At 56.0% G+C, this 21,253-nt stretch carries 20 protein-coding genes and 3 tRNA genes; 10 read left to right on the top strand and 13 right to left on the bottom strand.

Annotation, left to right across the window (positions count from 1 at the left end):
- Nucleotides 1–10: 10 nt before the first annotated feature.
- The 6 genes from BMW97_RS10505 to syd form a co-directional block, all read right to left on the bottom strand.
- Nucleotides 11–1,351: an enolase C-terminal domain-like protein gene (locus BMW97_RS10505; RefSeq protein ID WP_045908469.1), complete on the bottom strand. Its 1,341-nt coding sequence runs from the start codon at nucleotides 1,349–1,351 to the stop codon at nucleotides 11–13.
- Nucleotides 1,351–2,706, bottom strand: coding sequence for a galactarate/glucarate/glycerate transporter GudP (gudP, locus tag BMW97_RS10510; RefSeq protein WP_032675441.1), 1,356 nt, complete (start codon nucleotides 2,704–2,706; stop codon nucleotides 1,351–1,353). Before gudP ends, BMW97_RS10505 begins: the two co-directional genes overlap by 1 nt.
- A 333-nt stretch (nucleotides 2,707–3,039) precedes the next feature.
- Nucleotides 3,040–3,489 carry a flavodoxin gene (locus BMW97_RS10520; RefSeq protein ID WP_023294459.1) on the bottom strand — a complete coding sequence of 150 codons (450 nt, stop codon included), beginning with the start codon at nucleotides 3,487–3,489 and terminating at the stop codon, nucleotides 3,040–3,042.
- Nucleotides 3,490–3,513: 24 nt separating this feature from the next.
- Nucleotides 3,514–4,290, bottom strand: a complete 777-nt coding sequence (gene truC / locus BMW97_RS10525; RefSeq protein WP_045908468.1) for a tRNA pseudouridine(65) synthase TruC — start codon at nucleotides 4,288–4,290, stop codon at nucleotides 3,514–3,516.
- Nucleotides 4,287–4,616 (bottom strand): YqcC family protein, encoded by a 330-nt coding sequence (locus BMW97_RS10530; RefSeq protein ID WP_023309024.1) that lies wholly within the window; start codon nucleotides 4,614–4,616, stop codon nucleotides 4,287–4,289. The genes truC and BMW97_RS10530 overlap by 4 nt, the downstream gene beginning before the upstream one ends.
- A 632-nt stretch (nucleotides 4,617–5,248) precedes the next feature.
- On the bottom strand, nucleotides 5,249–5,794 hold the full coding sequence (gene syd / locus BMW97_RS10540) for a SecY-interacting protein (RefSeq protein WP_045908467.1): 546 nt from the start codon (nucleotides 5,792–5,794) through the stop codon (nucleotides 5,249–5,251).
- A gap of 69 nt (nucleotides 5,795–5,863) precedes the next feature.
- Here syd and queF point away from each other — a divergent pair, with 69 nt between their 5' ends.
- The 5 genes from queF (at nucleotide 5,864) to xni (ending at nucleotide 12,299) form a co-directional block, all read left to right on the top strand.
- On the top strand, nucleotides 5,864–6,706 hold the full coding sequence (queF, locus tag BMW97_RS10545; RefSeq protein ID WP_021241894.1) for an NADPH-dependent 7-cyano-7-deazaguanine reductase QueF: 843 nt from the start codon (nucleotides 5,864–5,866) through the stop codon (nucleotides 6,704–6,706).
- A gap of 116 nt (nucleotides 6,707–6,822) precedes the next feature.
- Complete coding sequence (gene ppnN, locus BMW97_RS10550; protein ID WP_008499641.1) at nucleotides 6,823–8,187, top strand: nucleotide 5'-monophosphate nucleosidase PpnN; 1,365 nt, start codon at nucleotides 6,823–6,825, stop codon at nucleotides 8,185–8,187.
- A gap of 515 nt (nucleotides 8,188–8,702) precedes the next feature.
- Nucleotides 8,703–9,998: an HAAAP family serine/threonine permease gene (locus BMW97_RS10555; RefSeq protein WP_045908466.1), complete on the top strand. Its 1,296-nt coding sequence runs from the start codon at nucleotides 8,703–8,705 to the stop codon at nucleotides 9,996–9,998.
- A gap of 65 nt (nucleotides 9,999–10,063) precedes the next feature.
- Complete coding sequence (gene sdaB / locus BMW97_RS10560) at nucleotides 10,064–11,431, top strand: L-serine ammonia-lyase II (RefSeq protein WP_045908465.1); 1,368 nt, start codon at nucleotides 10,064–10,066, stop codon at nucleotides 11,429–11,431.
- Nucleotides 11,432–11,543: 112 nt separating this feature from the next.
- Complete coding sequence (gene xni / locus BMW97_RS10565; protein WP_021241892.1) at nucleotides 11,544–12,299, top strand: flap endonuclease Xni; 756 nt, start codon at nucleotides 11,544–11,546, stop codon at nucleotides 12,297–12,299.
- Between the two features lie 62 nt (nucleotides 12,300–12,361).
- On the opposite strand, the gene rlmM is transcribed toward xni, so the two are convergent.
- The 4 genes from rlmM to BMW97_RS10585 all read right to left on the bottom strand — a co-directional run bounded on the left by rlmM (nucleotide 12,362) and on the right by BMW97_RS10585 (nucleotide 15,384).
- Nucleotides 12,362–13,462 carry a 23S rRNA (cytidine(2498)-2'-O)-methyltransferase RlmM gene (gene rlmM / locus BMW97_RS10570; RefSeq protein ID WP_045908464.1) on the bottom strand — a complete coding sequence of 367 codons (1,101 nt, stop codon included), beginning with the start codon at nucleotides 13,460–13,462 and terminating at the stop codon, nucleotides 12,362–12,364.
- On the bottom strand, nucleotides 13,455–13,850 hold the full coding sequence (locus tag BMW97_RS10575) for a DUF423 domain-containing protein (RefSeq protein ID WP_008499646.1): 396 nt from the start codon (nucleotides 13,848–13,850) through the stop codon (nucleotides 13,455–13,457). The genes rlmM and BMW97_RS10575 overlap by 8 nt, the downstream gene beginning before the upstream one ends.
- 39 nt (nucleotides 13,851–13,889) lie before the next feature.
- The gene (gene gcvA, locus BMW97_RS10580) at nucleotides 13,890–14,807 is read right to left on the bottom strand and encodes a glycine cleavage system transcriptional regulator GcvA (protein WP_008499647.1); all 918 of its coding nucleotides are present in this window, start codon (nucleotides 14,805–14,807) and stop codon (nucleotides 13,890–13,892) included.
- Between the two features lie 349 nt (nucleotides 14,808–15,156).
- Complete coding sequence (locus BMW97_RS10585) at nucleotides 15,157–15,384, bottom strand: YgdI/YgdR family lipoprotein (protein ID WP_008499648.1); 228 nt, start codon at nucleotides 15,382–15,384, stop codon at nucleotides 15,157–15,159.
- 192 nt (nucleotides 15,385–15,576) lie between these two features.
- Here BMW97_RS10585 and csdA point away from each other — a divergent pair, with 192 nt between their 5' ends.
- Together csdA and csdE are read left to right on the top strand one after the other, a co-directional pair.
- Nucleotides 15,577–16,782, top strand: a complete 1,206-nt coding sequence (gene csdA, locus BMW97_RS10590; RefSeq protein WP_045908463.1) for a cysteine desulfurase CsdA — start codon at nucleotides 15,577–15,579, stop codon at nucleotides 16,780–16,782.
- Nucleotides 16,782–17,228, top strand: a complete 447-nt coding sequence (gene csdE, locus BMW97_RS10595) for a cysteine desulfurase sulfur acceptor subunit CsdE (protein ID WP_045908462.1) — start codon at nucleotides 16,782–16,784, stop codon at nucleotides 17,226–17,228. Before csdA ends, csdE begins: the two co-directional genes overlap by 1 nt.
- Here the strand turns inward: csdE and tcdA are convergent.
- A complete protein-coding gene (gene tcdA / locus BMW97_RS10600) occupies nucleotides 17,219–18,025 on the bottom strand; it encodes a tRNA cyclic N6-threonylcarbamoyladenosine(37) synthase TcdA (RefSeq protein WP_045908461.1) in 807 nt (268 codons plus the stop codon). The genes csdE and tcdA overlap by 10 nt on opposite strands.
- A 75-nt stretch (nucleotides 18,026–18,100) precedes the next feature.
- Entirely contained in the window at nucleotides 18,101–19,198 is a 1,098-nt protein-coding gene (mltA, locus tag BMW97_RS10605) for a murein transglycosylase A (RefSeq protein WP_045908460.1), read from the bottom strand.
- 208 nt (nucleotides 19,199–19,406) lie between these two features.
- Between mltA and BMW97_RS10610 the strand changes: the two genes are divergently transcribed.
- The 3 genes from BMW97_RS10610 (at nucleotide 19,407) to BMW97_RS10620 (ending at nucleotide 19,725) form a co-directional block, all read left to right on the top strand.
- Nucleotides 19,407–19,483: transfer RNA gene (locus BMW97_RS10610), tRNA-Met, on the top strand.
- Between the two features lie 44 nt (nucleotides 19,484–19,527).
- Nucleotides 19,528–19,604, top strand: a tRNA-Met gene (locus BMW97_RS10615).
- A 44-nt stretch (nucleotides 19,605–19,648) separates the two neighbouring features.
- Nucleotides 19,649–19,725 (top strand) — tRNA-Met (locus BMW97_RS10620).
- 87 nt (nucleotides 19,726–19,812) lie between these two features.
- Here BMW97_RS10620 and amiC read toward each other — a convergent pair.
- Entirely contained in the window at nucleotides 19,813–21,066 is a 1,254-nt protein-coding gene (amiC, locus tag BMW97_RS10625) for an N-acetylmuramoyl-L-alanine amidase AmiC (RefSeq protein ID WP_021242006.1), read from the bottom strand.
- Nucleotides 21,067–21,253 lie beyond the last annotated feature (187 nt).

Raw genomic sequence — 21,253 nt, forward strand, 5'->3', positions numbered from 1 at the left:
AATCCTTTTATCAGTGACGTCCGAAAACAGGGCGCTTACGGTCAAATGTCCAGCCGGGAATAAGGTACTGCATCGGGCCCGCGTCGTTACGCGCGCCGCCCGGCAATTTTTTATACGCCTCATGGGCTTTCTGGATCCGATCCCAGTCCAGCTCCACGCCCAGGCCCGGCGCATCCGGTACGGCAATTTTGCCCTCTGTGATTTCCAGCGGATTTTTCGTCAGGCGGGCTTCCCCTTCCTGCCAAATCCAGTGGGTGTCGATGGCGGTCGGGTTACCCGGCGCTGCGGCGCCAACGTGAGTAAACATCGCCAGCGAAATATCAAAGTGATTGTTCGAGTGACAGCCCCAGGTGAGTCCCCAGTCATCGCACAGCTGGGCCACGCGCACTGCGCCGGAGAGCGTCCAGAAGTGCGGGTCCGCCAGCGGTATGTCGACGGCGTTCAGCATCACTGCGTGACCCATTTCGCGCCAGTTCGTGGCGATCATATTGGTCGCCACCGGCAGCCCGGTGGCGCGTCGGAACTCGGCCATCACTTCACGGCCCGAGAAGCCCTGCTCCGCGCCGCAGGGGTCTTCCGCATAGGTCAGAACATCCCCCAGCCCTTTGCACAGGCTAATGGCTTCATCCAGCAGCCATGCGCCGTTGGGATCGACGGTGATCCGTGCATCCGGGAAACGCCTTTTCAGCGCCCGGGCCGTTTCAATCTCCTGCTCGCCGGGCAGTACGCCGCCCTTCAGCTTGAAATCCTTGAAGCCGTAGCGATCCTGCGCCGCCTCGGCCAGCCGCACCACCGCGTCGCTGGAGAGCGCCTCCTGGTGGCGTAACTGATACCAGTCGTGGTCGCCCGCGGTTCGGGCCAGATAGGGGAGATCGGTTTTATTGCGATCGCCAACGTAGAACAGATAGCCCAGCACGGTGACCGCATCGCGCTGTTTGCCGGGCCCCAGCAGTTCGCAGACCGGGACATTGAGCGCCTTCCCCAGTAAATCAAGCAGAGCCGCTTCCAGGGCGGCAACCGCGTTGACGCGCAGTTCAAACGTCCAGGCACCTTTTCCGAACGTCTCAAAGTCTGCCGACTGATTGCCCTTATGCACCCGCTGAACCACCTTGTTCAGGCGGGCAATCTCCTGCCCCACGACCTGCGGAATGGCATCGACCAGCGTCTGGTAAATCACCTCTCCGCCTGGCGCCTCGCCCACGCCGGTATTTCCTGCGCTGTCTTTCAGCACGACGATATTACGGGTAAACCAGGCGTTATGCGCACCGCCAATATTGAGCAGCATGCTGTCCTGCCCGGCCACCGGGATGACCTTCATCTCAGTGATGGTTGGGCTCGATTGCGTTGTCATCAGCCACGCTCCGCAACAGGTTTAAGTTCGACGCGTTTGATATCCCCCACCAGCACCAGGTAACTCAGGACCGCCACCAGCGCATGCACACCCACGTAGATTAGCGCACCGTTGAACGATCCGGTGGTGCCGACGATGTAGCCGATAGCGATGGGTGTAACAATCCCGGAGATATTGCCGAACATGTTGAACAGACCGCCGCTCAGGCCGCTGATCTCTTTCGGGGCCGTATCCGCCATCACCGCCCAGCCCAGCGCGCCAATGCCTTTGCCGAAGAAGGCCATCGCCATAAAGCCGATAATCATCCACTCGGCATTGACGTAGTTACAGAACACCATGGTCATGGAGAGCAGCATGCCGAGCACGATAGGCGTTTTACGCGCGATGTTCAGGGAACCAGTGCGGCGCATCAGCCAGTCGGAAATGACCCCGCCGAGCACGCCTCCCACGAAGCCGCAGATGGCCGGAACCGAGGCGACAAACCCCGCTTTCAGAATCGACATGCCGCGTGCCTGCACCAGGTAAACCGGGAACCAGGTGATGAAAAAGTAGGTCAAGGCGTTGATACAGTACTGGCCCAGATAGATCCCGATCATCATGCGCGAACCGACGAGCTGCCTGATCTGCGCCCATTTCTGGCTGAACGGGACTTTCGCCGTCGAGGATTTCTGATCCATATTGATCAGCGCGCCGCCTTCTGCGATGTACTCCAGCTCTTTTTTGTTTACGCCAGGATGCTGGTTGGGTTCGTGGATCACTTTCAGCCAGATAAAGCTGATGACGATCCCGAGTCCGCCCATAAAGAAGAACACGTGCGACCAGCCCACCTCATGGGTCAGCCAGCCCATAATGGGCGCAAAGATCACCGTCGCGAAGTACTGTGCGGAGTTAAAAATCGCCACCGCCGTTCCCCTCTCCTGCGCCGGGAACCAGGCCGCTACAATGCGGCTGTTGCCCGGGAAGGAAGGCGCTTCCGCTAACCCCACCAGGAAGCGCAGCGTGAAGAGCGCCACGATAATGCCGAAGCCGCTGAAGATATCGACGAAGCCCTGCAGCAGGGTAAAGGCAGACCAGATGAAGATGGACCAGAAATAGACCCGTTTAGAGCCAAAGCGGTCCAGCAGCCAGCCGCCAGGAATTTGCCCGATGACGTAGGCCCACGAGAAGGCGGAGAAAACGTAACCCATGCCCACGGGATCGAGGCCGATATCTTTTGCCATTTCCGAGCCGGCAATCGACAGCGTGGCGCGGTCACCATAGTTAAAGGACGTGACGATAAACAGCATCACCACTATCCAGTAGCGGGCATTGGTGCGCTTTTCAGCGCTGCTCGCTGCGTGGCTTAATGAACTCATTGTTGCACTCCTGAAACATAGCTTTCGCCTGGTTCATTCTGTACAGCACCGGTAGGGTAAGCAGAATGAGATAGATTTTGTCGTTTTGGTACGGCCTGAAGCCGTTTTATCGTGACCGGAAAAGTATATGAAGGAGTGCCTCTTCACCTCACCGTGCAAAAACACAGTATTAAAGGGTGTAAGGGAGGTTGTTTAGGGCATAAGCCCAGAGGAGTGGAAGGTGGTTCACGGAAATGGCGTTTGGGGCGGGGGGTAATGCCGGGTGGCGGCTACGCCTGACCCGGCCTGGAAAACCCGTAGGCCCGCGCAAGCGAAGCGCCGCCGGGCAGAGCGTTATTTGAGAAGTGAGGCCCAGTTCTCCACCCACGGATTTGATTCGCTTTCTGGCTCCGGGTGCTCACCCGCATCAATCAGCAGCATCTCGCCCACGCGCTGGGCGCTCTGCTCCTGCAGGAGCGCATCGAACTGCTTGCCGCCGCCGCAGAAGTTAGCGTAAGAGCTGTCGCCGAGGGCGATGATGCCGTAGTGAACATCAGGCTGATAGCCAAGCTGGTCTTTAATGCCCTGGAACAGCGGCACGATGCTGTCCGGCAGATCGCCCTGCCCGGTGGTGGAGGTCACCACCAGAATGTATTTATCTTTATACTTTTCCCAGTCCGCCAGCTCAGGATCTTCATAGACCGTGGCTTTATGGCCCTGGCTTGCCAGAATCGCCTCCGCCTCTTCCGCGACCAGCAGCGAGTTGCCGTACATTGTGCCGACAAAAATGCCTACTTCAGCCATGCTATTTTCCCATATTGAATGCGCTTACTCTTCATCCTGAACGTTGCCCGATACAAACTCAACCCTTTCATTTTCGGGGAGTTGTCCGAGCCAGCCAAACTGTGACAGCGCCTGCATCCAGACGTCGTCCAGCCCCGCGCGGATAGTCAGCGGCTCGCCGGTAAACGGGTGCGTCAGGCTGAGCTCGCTTGCGTGTAACATCAGACGATGGCAGCCAAAATGCTCGGCCGCGCTGCGGTTCTGGCGCAAATCACCGTGTTTGCTGTCGCCAATAATCGGGTGGCGCAGATGCGCAAGATGGCGTCGCAGCTGGTGCTTACGCCCGGTTTTGGGCAGAAGCTCAACCAGGCTGTAGCGTGTGGTCGGAAATTTGCTGGTGGCTACCGGCATTTCCGTCGTCGCCATGCCGCGATAATCCGTCACGGCGGGCTGCGGTCCTTTGTCATCCCGGGCAAATTTATCGGCGATTTTGTCCAGTTCCTCCACCAGCGGGTAGTCCAGGGTGGCAGACTCGGTCAGCCAGCCACGCACGACCGCGTGATAGCGCTTCTGGATCTGGTGCTGTTCGAACTGCTGCGCCAGCAGACGGCCAGCTTCGCTTGAAAGCCCCATCAGCAGCACGCCGGAGGTCGGCCGGTCGAGGCGATGGGCGGTAAATACATGCTGACCAATCTGGTCGCGAACGGTCTGCATCACCACCACTTTCTCGTCGCGATCCAGCCAGCTGCGGTGCACCAGCCAGCCTGACGGTTTATTCACCGCCACCAGCCACTCGTCCTGATAGAGGATCTCAAGCGTCATGCATCTTCACCGGCAAACAGGGCATCCAGTTTTTCCAGTTCGACCAGCATGACGTCGCGCGCAGGGTGCGTCGCTTCGAGCGCCATTTCATAATAGGGAGAGACAGCAAACGCCTGCGGCAAGGGGTGCCCCCCCTCAAGCAGGGCGTGCATGCGCGGAATTAACACCCACTGCAGCCACTCGAAAGGCGCCAGCGTATCCAGGCAGAAGGGCTGGGTGCTGGCGAACGCTTCTGGCTGCGGCGCGGTCTCCTGCCACAGCTGATGTTGGCGCAAAAGGGCTTCGATGGCGTGCAACTGAGCACGAACGCTATCGTGTTGCGTCATAGTAACCTCAACTGAAAATGTGAACGGCGCGCAGCATAGCATTGCGAAAGGCAGAAATAAAAAAAGGGAGCACTGTAAAAACAGTGCTCCCGGTTCGTTCCGCAGCATTCCAGCTACAATTCGTGCTCCCTGCTCATCCGTGACAACTTTTCCTGAAGCCCGAAGGCCTGGTCATCCGTCTACCTTTCGCATCCTGCACACATCTTCCTGACGTGTTTGTTTCATCCTGAAACGTCCTGGCCTTCCTGACCCACCGATCATCCTGACCGGCTCTCGTTCTCCTTCCTGGAGGTGTCCCTTACGCATCCTGCGTTATCCACTTTGCTTCATCCTGAAGCCTTCCTGCAGCGCCATCCTGACGAGTCCTGTGTGAGAAACGCCATCATCCTGATGTTCGTTTCTCGTGTCGGCTTCCTGTCGACGGAGATAGAATCCGCTATTCCGCTTCGTCTTACAACCCACTCAGCCAGCGTTGTAAGACGCCGGGACTCCCTAAAAATAATAGGATGAACAACTAATCCATTGAAAAATAGAGTGATATTAATCTGAATTTAATGAGGTAATACTGAATGTTCCAGCGATCTCTCACAAACCTTGTAAGAGATCTCTCACACGCGCTGTAGCAGCATGGATTACAGAAGGGGCTCAAGTCGGGTGAGGAAATCCGCAAGAGAGGGGGCGAGAGTCTCGCGATTGCGGGTACCGATAGTCTCTTTAATCACTTCACCTGACAGGTTACAGACGGAGATAACGTCCAGCTCGCTGTCCAGCGTGGCGATAAAGAGCGTCGGAGAAAGCTTAAGGCGCTTTTGCGTGACCAGATGACCGATCAGGTTTTCCTGAACACGCTGCAGATCGTCTTCGCTCCAGGTCTGCAACAGCGTCAGCGTCATGTCCGCAAAGCGCGCAGGCATATCCCCTGCAAACTGCGTGGCATAAAACGCATGAACCGCTGGTTGTACCACAATGTCCATTGCCCGTTCAACCGCATTTACATTCTGCTCGCCGGTATTCGGCTTCGGCTGCCAGATCACGTAATCGTCAAGCGAAGAGATAATGCACGGCGAAGGGACGCCATATAAATCAGCACTTTGCGGCCACGTGCCCTGCTTTTCATGCCATGCATCGCAGTAGCGGGTCGTAAAGGTAGTGAGGGCATTTGCAGTTTCGATGTCCACCGATTTCTCTCTTCTTGTCAGACAGGATAAACTCAGGCCATAAGTGTACCTGTAAAGTGGCTATGAAACATGTCTTACGAAAATCATCAGGCGTTAACCGGCTTAACGCTGGGTAAATCGACCGATTACCGCGATACCTACGATGCAAGCCTGCTGCAGGGCGTGCCGCGTAGCCTGAACCGCGATCCTCTGGGACTGCACGCGGACGCGCTGCCGTTCGTGGGTGGCGATATCTGGACGCTGTACGAACTCTCGTGGCTCAACGCGCGCGGCCTGCCGCAGGTGGCGGTGGGTCACGTTGAGCTGGACTACGCCAGCGTGAATCTCGTCGAGTCGAAAAGCTTTAAGCTCTATCTCAACAGCTTTAACCAGACCAAATTCAACAGCTGGGACGACGTTCAGCACACCCTGGAACGTGATTTAAGCGCCTGCGCGCAGGGAAAGGTGAGCGTCTCACTCTATCGCCTGCACGAGCTGGAAGGCCAGCCGGTCGCCCACTTCAACGGAACCTGCATCGACGATCAGGACATCGAGGTGGAGAATTATGAATTCAGCGCGGACTACCTCGAAAACGCGGCGAGCGGCAAGGTGGTCGAAGAGACGCTGGTCAGCCATCTGCTGAAATCCAACTGTCTGATCACGCATCAGCCGGACTGGGGCTCGGTGCAGATCCAGTACCGCGGCCCGAAAATTGACCGGGAAAAGCTGCTGCGCTACCTGGTGTCGTTCCGCCATCACAATGAATTCCACGAGCAGTGCGTGGAGCGCATCTTTAGCGATATTCAGCGCTTCTGCCAGCCAGAAAAATTGAGCGTTTACGCGCGCTACACCCGCCGCGGCGGTCTGGACATTAACCCGTGGCGCACCAATACCGATTTTGTGCCGGCGACGGGCCGGCTGGTGCGTCAGTAATATAAATATTTTCACAATATGCGCGGTATCTTCCGCGCTTTAGGTTGTGAAACGTCACGCGCCAGGGCTATTGTAATCAACAGGGAAAGACGATAATCGTCCCGTAAGGAGCTCACTTGATTACACATATTAGCCCGCTTGGCTCAATGGATATGTTGTCGCAGCTGGAAGTGGACATGCTTAAACGCACGGCCAGCAGCGATCTTTATCAACTGTTTCGTAACTGTTCACTTGCCGTTCTGAACTCCGGAAGCCTGACAGATAACAGTAAAGAACTGCTGTCCCGCTTCGAAAGCTTTGATATCAACGTGCTGCGCCGCGAGCGCGGCGTGAAGCTTGAAGTCATCAACCCGCCGGAAGAGGCGTTTGTCGACGGACGCATCATCCGTTCACTTCAGGCTAACCTGTTTGCCGTGCTGCGTGACATCCTGTTTGTTAACGGGCAGATCCACAACGCAGGCCGTTTCCAGCATCTCGATCTGGAAAGCTCGGTCCATATCACCAACCTGGTGTTCTCCATTTTGCGCAACGCCCGTGCCCTGCACGTGGGTGAAGCGCCGAACATGGTCGTCTGCTGGGGCGGTCACTCCATTAACGAAACCGAATACCTTTATGCGCGTCGGGTGGGCACCCAGCTTGGCCTGCGCGAACTCAATATCTGTACCGGGTGTGGTCCGGGTGCGATGGAAGCGCCAATGAAAGGTGCCGCAGTGGGTCACGCGCAGCAGCGCTACAAAGAGGGACGGTTTATCGGCATGACCGAGCCGTCCATCATCGCCGCAGAGCCACCTAACCCGCTGGTTAACGAACTGATTATCATGCCGGATATTGAGAAACGTCTTGAAGCGTTTGTCCGTATCGCCCACGGCATCATCATCTTCCCGGGCGGCGTGGGGACAGCGGAAGAGCTGCTCTATCTGCTGGGTATTCTGATGAACCCGGCCAACAAAGATCAGGTTCTGCCGCTGATCCTGACCGGGCCAAAAGAGAGCGCCGACTACTTCCGCGTGCTGGACGAGTTTATCGTGCACACGCTGGGTGAAGCCGCGCGTCGTCACTATCGCATCATCATCGACGATGCTGCGGAAGTGGCGCGCCAGATGAAAAAAGCGATGCCGCTGGTGAAAGAGAACCGTCGCGATACCGGGGATGCCTACAGCTTTAACTGGTCAATCCGCATTGCACCGGATCTGCAGATCCCGTTCGAGCCTTCACACGAGAACATGGCGAACCTGAAACTCTACCCGGATCAGCCGGTGGAAGTCCTGGCCGCCGATCTGCGTCGCGCCTTCTCCGGGATTGTGGCGGGCAACGTCAAAGAGGTCGGTATCCGCGCCATTGAGCAGTACGGTCCGTACAAGATCCACGGCGATCCGGAGATGATGCGCCGTATGGATGACATGCTTCAGGGCTTTGTCGCCCAGCACCGCATGAAGCTGCCGGGCTCAGCCTATATTCCTTGCTACGAAATCTGCACCTAACGCTTAGCGATATCTCATCAAAGCCGGGGCGCCCTGTTGCGCGTCCCGGCTTTTTTTATTCCTGATGTAATTCATAGGCATCACTTATATCTTTTACAAAGTTGTCACATACGCAAACGATTACCTGCATTTTGCAACCGTAAATTATCAGCCTTAATCCAAATTACCTGCCAGAAAATACTAAAAACCCATTTCTTTACAGCGAAAGACACCTATATCACGGGGCGGTCTTTCAGCGCACATGTCGTTGGTGATAGCCTTCGCGCCCGTAAATTCTCTTTGATGTTTTTTTAACAGATTAATGGTCTAAAGATGCCCACATCATAAGTGGATTATTGCATTTGGGATCACGATCACTGATAGATTCATAACTAGAATGTATCTTTCCGCCCGCCAATAGTTACGGGCAAAAATTATTAAAAAACCGTCACTGAACGAATTTCATATTACCGTCAGGCACTTTTTCATCGGATTTGACTAAAAACCTGACAATTCGCTTCCTCCAGGAGATACAGATGGAAACCACTCAAACCAGCACCGTTGCTTCGATTGAATCCCGAAGTGGTTGGCGCAAAACGGATACCATGTGGATGCTTGGCCTTTACGGCACGGCAATCGGCGCTGGTGTACTGTTCCTTCCTATCAACGCAGGCGTCGGCGGTCTGATCCCGCTGATCATTATGGCTATCATTGCTTTCCCGATGACCTTCTTTGCACACCGCGGTCTGACCCGCTTCGTGCTGTCCGGTAAAAACCCGGGTGAAGACATCACTGAAGTGGTTGAAGAGCATTTCGGCGTGGGCGCAGGTAAACTGATTACCCTGCTCTACTTCTTCGCGATTTACCCTATCCTGCTGGTTTACAGCGTGGCGATCACCAACACCGTTGAAAGCTTCATGCTGCACCAGCTGCACATGACGCCGCCACCGCGTGCCATCCTGTCTCTGATCCTGATTGTCGGCATGATGACCATCGTGCGCTTCGGCGAGCAGATGATTGTGAAAGCGATGAGCGTACTGGTGTTCCCGTTTGTGGCCGCACTGATGCTGCTGGCCTGCTACCTGATCCCACAGTGGAACGGTGCAGCGCTGGAAACCCTCTCCCTGAGCAGCGCGTCTGCGACCGGTAACGGCCTGCTGATGACCCTGTGGCTGGCGATCCCGGTAATGGTCTTCTCCTTCAACCACTCTCCTATCATCTCCTCTTTCGCCGTGGCGAAACGTGAAGAGTACGGTGATGGCGCAGAGAAGAAGTGCTCCAGCATTCTGGCACGCGCTCACGTCATGATGGTGCTGACCGTTATGTTCTTCGTCTTCAGCTGCGTACTGAGCCTCTCCCCGGCGGACCTGGCGGCAGCGAAAGAGCAGAACATCTCTATTCTGTCTTACCTGGCGAACCACTTTAACGCACCACTGATTGCGTGGATGGCACCGATCATCGCGATGATCGCCATCACCAAATCCTTCCTGGGCCACTATCTGGGCGCACGTGAAGGCTTCAACGGTATGGTGATTAAATCTCTGCGCGGTAAAGGCAAGAGCATTGAAATCAACAAGCTGAACAAAATCACTGCACTGTTCATGCTGCTCACCACCTGGGCGGTAGCGACGCTGAACCCAAGCATCCTGGGCATGATTGAAACCCTGGGCGGCCCGGTAATCGCGATGATTCTGTTCCTGATGCCGATGTACGCGATTCAGAAAGTCCCGGCTATGCGTAAGTACAGCGGTCATGTCAGCAACGTCTTTGTGGTTATCATGGGGCTTATCGCTATCTCTGCGATCTTCTACTCCCTGTACACCATGTTCTGATTCTCACCCGCGCCGTCCCCGGACGGCGCACTCCCTCCTCTCTGACTGAAAGCAATGGACGCATCATGATTAGCGTATTCGATATTTTCAAAATCGGTATTGGTCCTTCCAGCTCTCACACCGTCGGACCGATGAAAGCCGGTAAGCAGTTCACGGATGACTTGATTGCACGCGGCATTTTGCACGACGTCACCCGCGTGGTTGTCGATGTATACGGCTCGCTTTCCCTGACCGGGAAAGGCCACCACACCGATATCGCCATTATCATGGGCCTGGCGGGAAACCTGCCGGATACCGTTGATATTGATGCGATCCCTGGCTTTATCCAGGACGTGAACACCCACGGGCGCCTGCTGCTGGCGAACGGCGAGCATGAGGTTGAATTCCCGGTTGACCATTGCATGAATTTCCATGCGGACAACCTGTCGCTGCACGAAAACGGTATGCGCATCACCGCGCTGGCCGGCGACAAAGCGGTATACAGCCAGACTTATTACTCTATCGGCGGCGGTTTTATCGTCGACGAAGACCACTTTGGTCAAACCAGTACTTCCTCTGTCGAGGTGCCGTATCCGTACAAAACGGCGGCAGACCTCCAGCGCCACTGCCAGGAGACGGGCCTTTCCCTCTCCGGTCTGATGATGAAAAACGAGCTGGCGCTGCACAGCAAAGAGGAGCTGGAACAGCACTTCGCTAACGTCTGGGATGTGATGCGCGGCGGTATTGAGCGCGGCATCACCACCGAAGGCGTTCTGCCGGGCAAGCTTCGCGTACCGCGTCGTGCGGCAGCGCTGCGCCGTATGCTGGTGAGCACCGACAAAACGACAACGGACCCGATGGCCGTGGTGGACTGGATCAACATGTTCGCCCTGGCGGTAAACGAAGAAAACGCCGCAGGGGGCCGTGTGGTCACCGCGCCGACCAACGGTGCCTGCGGTATCGTTCCGGCGGTACTGGCGTACTACGACAAGTTTATCCGTGAAGTGAATGCGAACTCGCTGGCGCGCTACCTGCTGGTGGCCAGTGCGATTGGTTCTCTGTATAAGATGAACGCCTCCATTTCCGGTGCGGAAGTGGGCTGTCAGGGTGAAGTCGGCGTGGCGTGCTCCATGGCGGCAGCGGGTCTGGCGGAGCTCTTGGGCGCAAGCCCGGCGCAGGTGTGCATTGCTGCGGAAATCGGCATGGAACACAACCTGGGGCTGACCTGTGACCCGGTTGCCGGCCAGGTACAGGTTCCGTGCATCGAGCGTAATGCGATTGCCTCCGTGAAGGCGGTGAACGCGGCGCGTATGGCGCTGCGCCGCACCAGCGAACCGCGCGTCTGTCTCGATAAAGTTATCGAGACCATGTACGAAACCGGTAAAGATATGAACGCCAAATACCGCGAAACCTCTCGCGGCGGCCTGGCGATGAAGATCGTAACCTGCGATTAAGCCTCTCAGGAAGCCTCGTTTTGCGAGGCTTCTTCCTGTTTTCCCCACCATTCATAGTTTCATGCTGCTGACAGTGTTACCCTTCATGCATTAGATAGAAGGGAGATTATCTGTGGCCGTTCATTTACTTATCGTCGATGCACTTAACCTGATTCGCCGTATCCATGCGGTACAGGGGACGCCTTGTAAAGACACCTGCCTGCACGCGCTGGAACAGCTTATCCGCCACAGTGAACCCACCCATGCGGTCGCGGTATTTGATGACGAAGCCCGCAATACGGGCTGGCGGCACCAGCGTCTGCCCGACTACAAAGCAGGACGCGCACCGATGCCGGACGATCTTCACGCCGAATTGCCCATGCTGCGCGCCGCATTTGAACAGCGGGGCGTCCCCTGCTGGGGCGCACAGGGAAATGAAGCCGACGATCTCGCAGCCACCCTGGCCGTAAAGGTGGCGAGTGCCGGGCATCAGGCCACTATCGTTTCTACAGACAAAGGCTACTGCCAGCTGCTCTCCCCCACTATCCGTATTCGCGACTATTTTCAAAAACGCTGGCTGGACGCGCCGTTCATCGCCAGCGAGTTTGGCGTATCGCCAGAGCAACTGCCGGATTACTGGGGCCTGGCTGGCATCAGCAGTTCTAAAGTACCGGGAGTGGCCGGGATTGGGCCGAAGAGCGCCGCGCAGTTGCTGACCGATTTTCAGAGTCTGGAAGGCATTTACGCGCGTCTGGACGAGGTGCCAGAAAAATGGCGCAAGAAGCTGGAGGCGCATAAAGAGATGGCGTTTATCTGCCGGGAAATCGCAACGCTACAGACGGATTTACAGCTGGACGGGAATTTACAGCAGTTAAGATTAGAACGTTAAAGCGACGACACGGTTTTGTAGGCCCGGTAAGCGCAGCGCCACCGGGCAAAACAAAGCACGTACTATCGCTCGTCGCGACGCCCGCCTACGGCCGCCCACCAGCGACGAATATGCACCGTCACCTCTTCGCGGTCGTGATACAGCTGACGTGCCTGGATCTCCACGTTAATCCCGTGTTCGTCCATCTGCTCCTGAATGTAGGCCAGGTTCTGCGACACTTCCTCATAGCGCTTTTTCATCGGCAGCTTGAGGTTGAAAATGGTCTCGCGACACCAGCCGTTTACCAGCCAGGAGGCCATCAGCGCGGCCACTTTCGCCGGTTTCTCAACCATGTCGCACACCATCCATGAGATGTTGTTACGGTTCGGGCGATAGCGGAAGCCGTCTTCACGCAGCCAGATGACCTGCCCGGTGTCCATCAGGCTTTGCGCCATCGGACCGTTATCAACAGACGATACCCACATGTTGCGTTTCACCAGCTGATAGGTCCAGCCGCCCGGGCACGCGCCGAGATCGACGGCGTACATGCCATTTGCCAGACGCTCATCCCATTCATCCGCCGGGATAAAGACGTGGAACGCCTCTTCCAGCTTGAGCGTGGAACGGCTTGGCGCATCGGCCGGGAAGCGCAGACGCGGGATGCCCATAAAGAAAGGAGAGTTGTTGGTGGTGTACGAATAGCCCGTATAGCAGCAGCCCGGTGCGATAAAGAAGATATGCACCACCGGACGCTTCGGCGTTTCGTAGTTCGTCAGCACGCCCGCATCACGCAACGCCGCACGCAGCGGAACGGTGAACTTACGGCAGAATTTCATCAACTCTTTACTTTCGTTGGTATCCGCCACTTCAACGCGCAGATCGCCGCCCTTCTCCACCACGCCCTGCAGCATGCCGACAATGGGGGTGATGCGGTCTTCCGGGGGAAGATCCTTCAGCAACTCACCCGCGACAAACATCTGGCGCGCAAAGATCAGCGAGCTGAACGGCAGCTCGCGTGCCAGCTTATCCGCATCTTCAGGCTGATAGCATTCAAAAACCACGTAACCCGCGTTTTCTTTTACGCGAGCAAAGCCGAAGATTTCGCGCTTCGCCGCTTTATCGGTAATTTCCGCGGCGCACTCTTTCTCAAACCCCGGGCGACAATATAAAACAACCTTATTCATGAACAACGCCCTTGCGTTTCAGACGGATAGCTCCGATAAACATTAATACCCAACCCGCCAGGAAGCTGACGCCGCCGACAGGTGTAACAAACGCCCACAGGCGTAAATGCGAAAGTGCCAGACAGTAGAGGCTGCCGCTAAAAAGCACCGTGCCCAGCGCCAGGAAGACGCTGCTCCAGTAAAACCAGATGCTGATACGGCGCTGCATCGCCACCGCCAGCCCAAAGATCGCCAGCGTATGGAACGCCTGATATTCAAGGCCGGTCTGGATCCAGCCCATCTCTACAGCGCCCAACGACTTGCTTAAGACATGTGCGCCGAAGGCGCCCAGTGCAACAAAAATAAAGCCACTCACCGCGGCAAAAATCAGCATGAATCGGCTGGTCATGTTTAAGTCCTGAATTAATGCGTGCCCGGCACACAAACGTTATTGTTCATACCTGAAGCGGAATTTTTCTTGCTCGCTTGCCGCTTTCGCCAGTATCCACTGCCGGAAGGCGGCTATTTTACCCAGTTCTGCCTGACTGTCATGACAAACCAGATAAAACGCATTCTTGCTGACCAGTACATCATTAAAAGGGCAGACCAGGCGACCTGCCTCAATTTCGGACTGCGCCATGACGTTGTTCGCCAACGCCACGCCCTGCCCGTGAATGGCAGCCTGTAACACCATCGCACTGTGGCTAAAGATGGGTCCCTGCTGCACGTTTATATGAGTAAGACCTAATTGACGGGTATAAGTTTGCCAGTCGCGTCGAGAGGCATCATGTAAAAGCGTATGCTGCGCCAGGTCAGCGGGGGACTTCAGCGCCTTGTCACCCGTTAACAGCAGGGGAGAACAGACCGGCAGGAGATATTCTGCGTATAATTTCTCAACACGCAAGCCCGGCCAGTTACCGCGACCATAAAAAATCGCGACGTCCACGTCATCGGCCAGCTTGTCTTCCTGACGATCCACGGCCTGGATTCGAACGTCTATCCCCGGATAAGCTGAGTTAAAGCTTGAGAGTCTTGGCACCAGCCACTGAATGGCAAAACTGGGCAATAAACTGACAGTCAGGGCACCTTTTGCACTGCGGGCCTGTAGCTTACGCGTGGCTTCAGTGAGCTGCGAAAAAATCTCTTTAATATCCTGAAAATAGCTCTGCCCCTCTTCGGTCAACAGCAACGAGCGGTTGCGTCGACGAAACAGCTTAAGGCCCAGAAAATCCTCCAGAGACTTGATTTGGTGACTTACTGCGGCCTGTGTCACAAAAAGCTCATCGGCTGCGCGGGTGAAGCTCAGGTGACGTGCTGCTGCATCAAAAACACGTAATGCGTTGAGGGGGGGCAATCGCTTTGACATGGTTATCTGGCTTAGATGTTAACGGAATTTAACAAATAGGAAACAACGCTTAACCTATTAGTTTTTTTTATCTGAGCCATTATAATTTGTCCGTTGAGGAACTACCAGCAAATACCTATAGTGGCGGCACTTCCTGAGCCGGAACGAAGAGCTTTTTTCGGAATGCGTGTTCTGAAGGGCTTTTGGCTTACGGTTGTGATGTTGTGTTGTTGTGTTTGCAATTGGTCTGCGATTCAGACCACGGTAGCAACGCTACCAATTTTTCACTTCCTGTACATTTACCCTGTCTGTCCATAGTGATTAATGTAGCACCGCCAATTTGCGGTGCTTTTTTTTCGCCTGCGATCTGTTAATGCTCGATCTCTTTCATCTCTTTCACGTCCGTGCGGTTGATCTGCTGCTTGTTCCCGTTAGCATCTTTGTACGAAATCATCCCGGTATCGTTATCGGTTGTCGGTTTCCCTTCCGAAACGATGGAACGACCATCGTTGGTGTGCATCACGTAGTTGTTACCGGAACAGGCGCTCAGGGCAAAAGTAAACGCACAGGCAGAGATGATTGCAGCTGTCTTATTCATGATTATTCTCCTTTAGCAATTAATGCTATTCAAACCTCGATTTATAACAGGCTAAAACATCCGCCTAACACTATTTAGCATAACCTGCTTTTTTGGGGTCATCTGGATAAGCAGACAATTCCGATAGATATCAACCTCCTTGCCCTGCCGCTGAAATTGCGCGACGATCGTGATATTGAAATGAGGAATCCCATGAACGCTTTCAGTCCTGCGCAGTTCCGCGCACAGTTTCCGGCGCTGGCCGATGCCGGTATTTATCTGGACAGTGCCGCCACCGCCCTCAAGCCACAGGCGGTCATTGACGCCACGCAGCAGTTCTACAGCCTGAGCGCCGGGAACGTGCATCGCAGCCAGTTTGCCGAAGCGCAGCGATTAACCGCGCGCTATGAAGCGGCGCGCGATCGGGTTGCGCACCTGATCAATGCCGAAAGCGGGAAGAACATCGTCTGGACGCGCGGCACCACCGAGGCCATCAATATGGTGGCCCAGTGCTACGCGCGCCCGCTTCTTCAGCCGGGTGATGAGATCGTCATCAGCGAGGCGGAACATCACGCCAACCTGGTGCCGTGGCTAATGGTGGCCGAACAAACGGGTGCACGTGTGGTGAAGCTTCCGCTTGGCGCAGACCTTCTGCCCGATGTGGCCCGTCTCCCCGAGTTGATTACCCCCCGCAGCCGCATTCTGGCGCTCGGACAGATGTCCAACGTTACCGGTGGTTGCCCGGACCTGGCTCAGGCTATTCGGATAGCCCATGCCAGCGGTATGGTGGTGATGGTCGACGGCGCGCAGGGCGTGGTGCACTTCCCGGCCGACGTACAGGCGCTGGATATCGACTTCTATGCTTTCTCAGGGCACAAGCTCTACGGACCAACCGGTATAGGGGCGTTGTACGGCAAGCCGGAACTGCTGGCAAAAATGACGCCGTGGCTAGGGGGCGGCAAGATGATCACCGAAGTGACTTTTGACGGTTTCAAAACGCAGGATGTGCCTTACCGCCTGGAAGCCGGTACGCCGAACGTGGCGGGTGTCATTGGCCTAAGCGCGGCGCTGGAGTGGCTGGCAGAAACAGACGTTGTTCAGGCTGAAAGCTGGAGCCGGGGACTGGCGACGCTGGCAGAGGAAGAACTGAAAAAGCGCCCGGGTTTCCGCTCGTTCCGCGTTCAGGACTCAAGCCTGCTCGCCTTTGATTTTACGGGCGTGCATCACAGCGACATGGTGACGCTGCTGGCCGGGTATGGCATCGCCCTGCGCGCCGGGCAGCACTGTGCGCAGCCGCTGCTGGCGGCGCTCGGCGTGAGCGGTACGCTGCGTGCCTCGTTCGCGCCCTATAACACACAAAGCGATGTTGACGCGCTGGTCGCTGCCGTTGACCGCGCGCTTGAAATACTGGTGGATTAATGACTCACGCTGCTTTAGCCGGACATCCGTTTGGCACCGTCATCACTGAAGAGACGTTAAAACAGACCTTTGCCCCGCTTTCACAGTGGGAAGATAAATATCGCCAGCTGATTCTTCTTGGTAAGCAATTACCGACCCTCTCTGACGATCTCAAGGCGCAGGCGAAAGAGATCGCTGGCTGTGAAAACCGCGTCTGGCTGGGCGTAAGCGTGTCCGGCGAGAAACTGCACTTCTTCGGCGACAGCGAAGGCCGTATCGTTCGGGGTCTGCTGGCCGTATTGTTGACGGCAGTGGAAGGGAAAAGCGCGGCGGAACTGCTGGCGCACTCGCCGCTGGCGTTATTTGATGAGCTGGGGCTGCGCGCGCAGCTCAGCGCCTCGCGCGGTCAGGGGTTGATCGCGCTCAGCGACGCGGTACTGGACGCCGCCCGTCAGGCTCAGGCCTGACGTTCCGCCTTCGCCATCATCTTCTTCAGGGCGTGAGACACCGCCACAAAGCCGAAGGAAGCGGTCACCATGGTGGCCGCGCCAAAGCCTGAGGCACAATCCATTCTTTTTGGCCCTTCCGCCGTGCTTTTCATCGCACACACGGAGCCATCCGCCTGCGGGTAGACCAGCGCTTCGGTCGAGAACACGCAGTCAACGCCCAGCTTGCCTTTGCTATTTTTCACAACATTAAAGTCGCTTTTCAGGCGTTCACGCAACTTGGCGGCAAGAGGATCCTGAATGGTTTTCGCCAGATCGGCCACCTGGATCTGCGTCGGATCGATTTGCCCGCCCGCGCCGCCGGTCGTCACCAGGGGGACCTTGTAACGACGACAGTAGGCGATCAGCGCGGCTTTTGGACGCACGCTGTCGATGGCGTCAATCACATAGCTGTAGCCTTTGCTCATGTACTCCGCGACGTTATCTGCCGTCACAAAGTCGTCGATCACCGTCACGCGGCACTCCGGGTTGATCAAACGGATGCGCTCCGCCATGACCTCAGATTTTGCCCGGCCGACGTTATCACGCAGGGCGTGGATTTGACGGTTGGTGTTGGTGACGCACACGTCATCCATATCAATCAGCGTGATTGCGCCAATACCGGTTCTCGCCAGCGCTTCTGCGGCCCACGACCCCACACCACCAATGCCCACGACGCAGACATGCGCATCCGCAAACAGCTGCAGGGCTTTTTCACCATAGAGACGTGCCGTGCCGCCAAAACGCTGGCGCCAGGCATCGCTGATTACCACAGACATAACACCTCAGATGTAAAAAGGGTGAGGTTCTCCTCACCCTGAACAGTAATCCGTATTGCGCTCAGAATACCACAATCAGCCGCTGAATACGTTTCCGGCACCCGGTGCGGCCTTAAGTACCCACACGCGTCCGTAGTGGTTATACCAGCCTGCACGGTGGCCTGCATCCGGGCCAATGCCCTGATAGATATCAAAGTGCTGACCTTTGATCGCGCCGCCGACGTCCAGCGCCACCATCAGACGCAGCTCATACTGGCCGTTGAACTTGCCGTTGTTGTCCAGCAGCGGGACCTCTGCCAGCAGCGTGGTGCCCGCAGGAATAATCGAACGATCCGATGCAACCGACGCACGGCCAATCAGCGGTACCGCGCTCGCCCCTTTCACCGGCGCGAAGTTTTGCGGTTTAAAGAAGACAAACGACGGGTTCTGCTCCAGCAGCTCACGCACCTCGGCCTCACTGTGCTTTTCGCCCCACTCGCGGATCGCCTGCATCGACATGTCTTCTTTCTTCACTTCGCCTCGGTCGATCAGCACCTTGCCAATACTGCGATAGGCGTGGCCGTTTTTACCGGAATAGCTGAAGAAGTTAAGCGGTGAACCGTCGCCAAAATCAATGTAGCCGCTGCCCTGAACGTCCATGATGAAGTTATCCATCAGGGAGTTGCTGTAGGCCAGAACGTAATTTTCACTCAGCACACCGGCGTAGATTTCGGCGCGCGACGGCAGACGACCGCGTTTTGGCGGCATACGGTAGATAGGATACTGGAACTCGCCCTGACGCGTGTGTCGCGCCTGGATAACCGGGGTGTAGTAGCCGGTAAACTGAACGTTGCCGTAGTTATCGGCCCCTTCCATCTGCCAGGCGTCGATACCAAACTGGCGCATGTTGCGCGTATCGCCGCCCGCCCGCAGCCAGTCCTGTACCGCGCTATAAACGTTATTCTGTGCGCTATATAAACGCGGTGACGCGTTGCGGATCTGGTAGACCTGCTCGGAGAAATCACCGGCATTAATCGGTGCGCCGACAGCATCAGGCTGATTAACTAAAGAGAAAGGCTGGGATAACTTCCCGTCTTTATACTGTTGACCGCGATCGGTCGGTTTGGAAGAACAGGCCGCAAGAATCGCTACCATTGCGCCCGCCATCAGATACTTCGCCCAACGTCCTTTCATTCTGTCTCGTCTTTAAGTTGCCCATTTCCGCGTGATGAAGATAACAAACCGCCAGGGCTAATGAAATGCGATCGCATGCCCTTTGGCAAATTTTGCGCAAAAAATAGTCCAAATAGCGCCATGTCGTTCAATTTGCATACAAAATCATGATAAATGTGAAAAAGGGGTTGCATCACAAACCTATCCGAGTATAGTGCGCATCCACGGACGCGGGGTGGAGCAGCCTGGTAGCTCGTCGGGCTCATAACCCGAAGGTCGTCGGTTCAAATCCGGCCCCCGCAACCAATTAAAATTTGATGAAGTATCTTCTACGACAGTAGAAAGACGGACGCGGGGTGGAGCAGCCTGGTAGCTCGTCGGGCTCATAACCCGAAGGTCGTCGGTTCAAATCCGGCCCCCGCAACCAATAAAATTTGAAGAAGTAAGCTTCTACAAGAGTAGAAAGACGGACGCGGGGTGGAGCAGCCTGGTAGCTCGTCGGGCTCATAACCCGAAGGTCGTCGGTTCAAATCCGGCCCCCGCAACCAACACTTCTAAAACAATAAACACCCTTAAGGGTGTTTTTTTGTATCTGTCGTTTGTGAATTTGCCGGGCGTAAACCCGGCCAAAAGATCTACCCGCGCCGCGCCAGCGTCGCCCCGTCAGAGAAATACGCACGAATCCCTGCCAGAATCGACTCCGCCACTTCCTGCTGGAATTTTGCCGTCTTGAGCTTACGCTCCTCTTCCACGTTACTGATAAATGCGGTTTCAACGAGGATGGACGGGATGTCCGGCGCCTTGAGTACCGCAAATCCGGCCTGTTCAACGCTGTTCTTATGCAGCTTATTGATGTTGCCCAGCTTGCCCAGCACCGCTTTACCAAACTTCAGGCTGTCGTTAATGGTCAGTGACTGCACCATATCGAACATGGTGTGGTCGACGTAGCGATCGCCGCTTTTGCTCACGCCACCGATCAGATCCGAGGCGTTCTGAGTGTCCGCCAGGTATCGCGCAGCGGTACTGGTTGCGCCTTTGGTTGAGAGCGCAAACACCGACGAGCCGCTTGGCTGACGGCTGGTAAACGCATCCGCATGGATTGAGACGAACAAATCTGCGCGCTGCTTCTGCGCTTTCGCCACCCGGACCTTCAACGGAATAAAGACGTCTTCATTACGCGTCATATAGGCGCGCATGTTGCCTTCTTTATCAATCAGCGCCTTCAGACGACGGGCAATTTGCAGAACCACGTCTTTTTCACGCGTGCGGTATTTCCCCACCGCGCCGGAGTCTTCGCCGCCGTGGCCTGGATCGAGCATGATCACAATCGGACGATCGCGCCCTGCTTTCCCCGGCTGCGGACCGCTTTGCGCCGGCGGAACCTGACGCTGCAGATCGCCCTTGTTGTAGTCCTCCAGCAGAGCGAGAAGCGGATCCTGAATATCCGTCGCATTGGCCGGGTAGAGATCCATGACCAGGCGCTCTTTGAACGTCGCGACAGGCGCCAGGGCAAACAGCTGCGGCTTCACGTTCTGCTTCAGTTCAAACACCATGCGCACGGTTTGCGGATCGAACTGCCCGACGCGTGCCGATTTAATAAACGGATCGTCGCCGCGGATCTGCGCCGCCATCCCTTTCAGCACGGAGTTGAGATTAACGCCTTCGAGATCCACCACCACACGTTCCGGGTTGCTGAGGGCAAATTGCTTATATTTCAGCACGCGATTGGATTCGACCGTCACGCGCGTATAGGTCGACGATGGCCAGACGCGCACCGCCACGACCTGACTGGTGGCGGCAAGACCGACCTGGCTGACGCTAAGCAACCACATTGCCCCGGCCCCTTTTAACAAACGGCGGCGGCTTATTGCTGAATTGGATCCCGACATGCTTCTCCCGAGCAAGAACACTGACTGATATACAAAATGTCCAGATTGACCGAAAACTTTAACGAATGACGCATAAACTGTCATCTATAAAAGGGTAAACAATCATACGCTAACGCACGGATTACTTATCATTTTCTGTGGGTCGCGGAAAATTTGCGCTTGCACACGCGGCCACAATCGAATAAAA

Origin of the sequence: Enterobacter sp. NFIX58, assembly GCF_900110475.1 — a bacterium.
Lineage (GTDB): Bacteria > Pseudomonadota > Gammaproteobacteria > Enterobacterales > Enterobacteriaceae > Enterobacter > Enterobacter quasiroggenkampii.

Bases quoted from the DNA above. Each gene is read 5' to 3' on its own strand.
- rlmM (WP_045908464.1), bottom strand. From the start codon at position 13,462: ATGAATAAGGTTGTTTTATATTGTCGCCCGGGGTTTGAGAAAGAGTGC.
- BMW97_RS10505 (WP_045908469.1), bottom strand. From the start codon at position 1,351: ATGACAACGCAATCGAGCCCAACCATCACTGAGATGAAGGTCATCCCG.
- csdE (WP_045908462.1), top strand. From the start codon at position 16,782: ATGACTCACGCTGCTTTAGCCGGACATCCGTTTGGCACCGTCATCACT.
- queF (WP_021241894.1), top strand. From the start codon at position 5,864: ATGTCTTACGAAAATCATCAGGCGTTAACCGGCTTAACGCTGGGTAAA.
- BMW97_RS10520 (WP_023294459.1), bottom strand. From the start codon at position 3,489: ATGGCTGAAGTAGGCATTTTTGTCGGCACAATGTACGGCAACTCGCTG.
- tcdA (WP_045908461.1), bottom strand. From the start codon at position 18,025: ATGTCTGTGGTAATCAGCGATGCCTGGCGCCAGCGTTTTGGCGGCACG.
- BMW97_RS10530 (WP_023309024.1), bottom strand. From the start codon at position 4,616: ATGACGCAACACGATAGCGTTCGTGCTCAGTTGCACGCCATCGAAGCC.
- mltA (WP_045908460.1), bottom strand. From the start codon at position 19,198: ATGAAAGGACGTTGGGCGAAGTATCTGATGGCGGGCGCAATGGTAGCG.
- sdaB (WP_045908465.1), top strand. From the start codon at position 10,064: ATGATTAGCGTATTCGATATTTTCAAAATCGGTATTGGTCCTTCCAGC.
- BMW97_RS10575 (WP_008499646.1), bottom strand. From the start codon at position 13,850: ATGACCAGCCGATTCATGCTGATTTTTGCCGCGGTGAGTGGCTTTATT.
- BMW97_RS10585 (WP_008499648.1), bottom strand. From the start codon at position 15,384: ATGAATAAGACAGCTGCAATCATCTCTGCCTGTGCGTTTACTTTTGCC.
- amiC (WP_021242006.1), bottom strand. From the start codon at position 21,066: ATGTCGGGATCCAATTCAGCAATAAGCCGCCGCCGTTTGTTAAAAGGG.
- csdA (WP_045908463.1), top strand. From the start codon at position 15,577: ATGAACGCTTTCAGTCCTGCGCAGTTCCGCGCACAGTTTCCGGCGCTG.
- gcvA (WP_008499647.1), bottom strand. From the start codon at position 14,807: ATGTCAAAGCGATTGCCCCCCCTCAACGCATTACGTGTTTTTGATGCA.
- gudP (WP_032675441.1), bottom strand. From the start codon at position 2,706: ATGAGTTCATTAAGCCACGCAGCGAGCAGCGCTGAAAAGCGCACCAAT.
- BMW97_RS10555 (WP_045908466.1), top strand. From the start codon at position 8,703: ATGGAAACCACTCAAACCAGCACCGTTGCTTCGATTGAATCCCGAAGT.
- truC (WP_045908468.1), bottom strand. From the start codon at position 4,290: ATGACGCTTGAGATCCTCTATCAGGACGAGTGGCTGGTGGCGGTGAAT.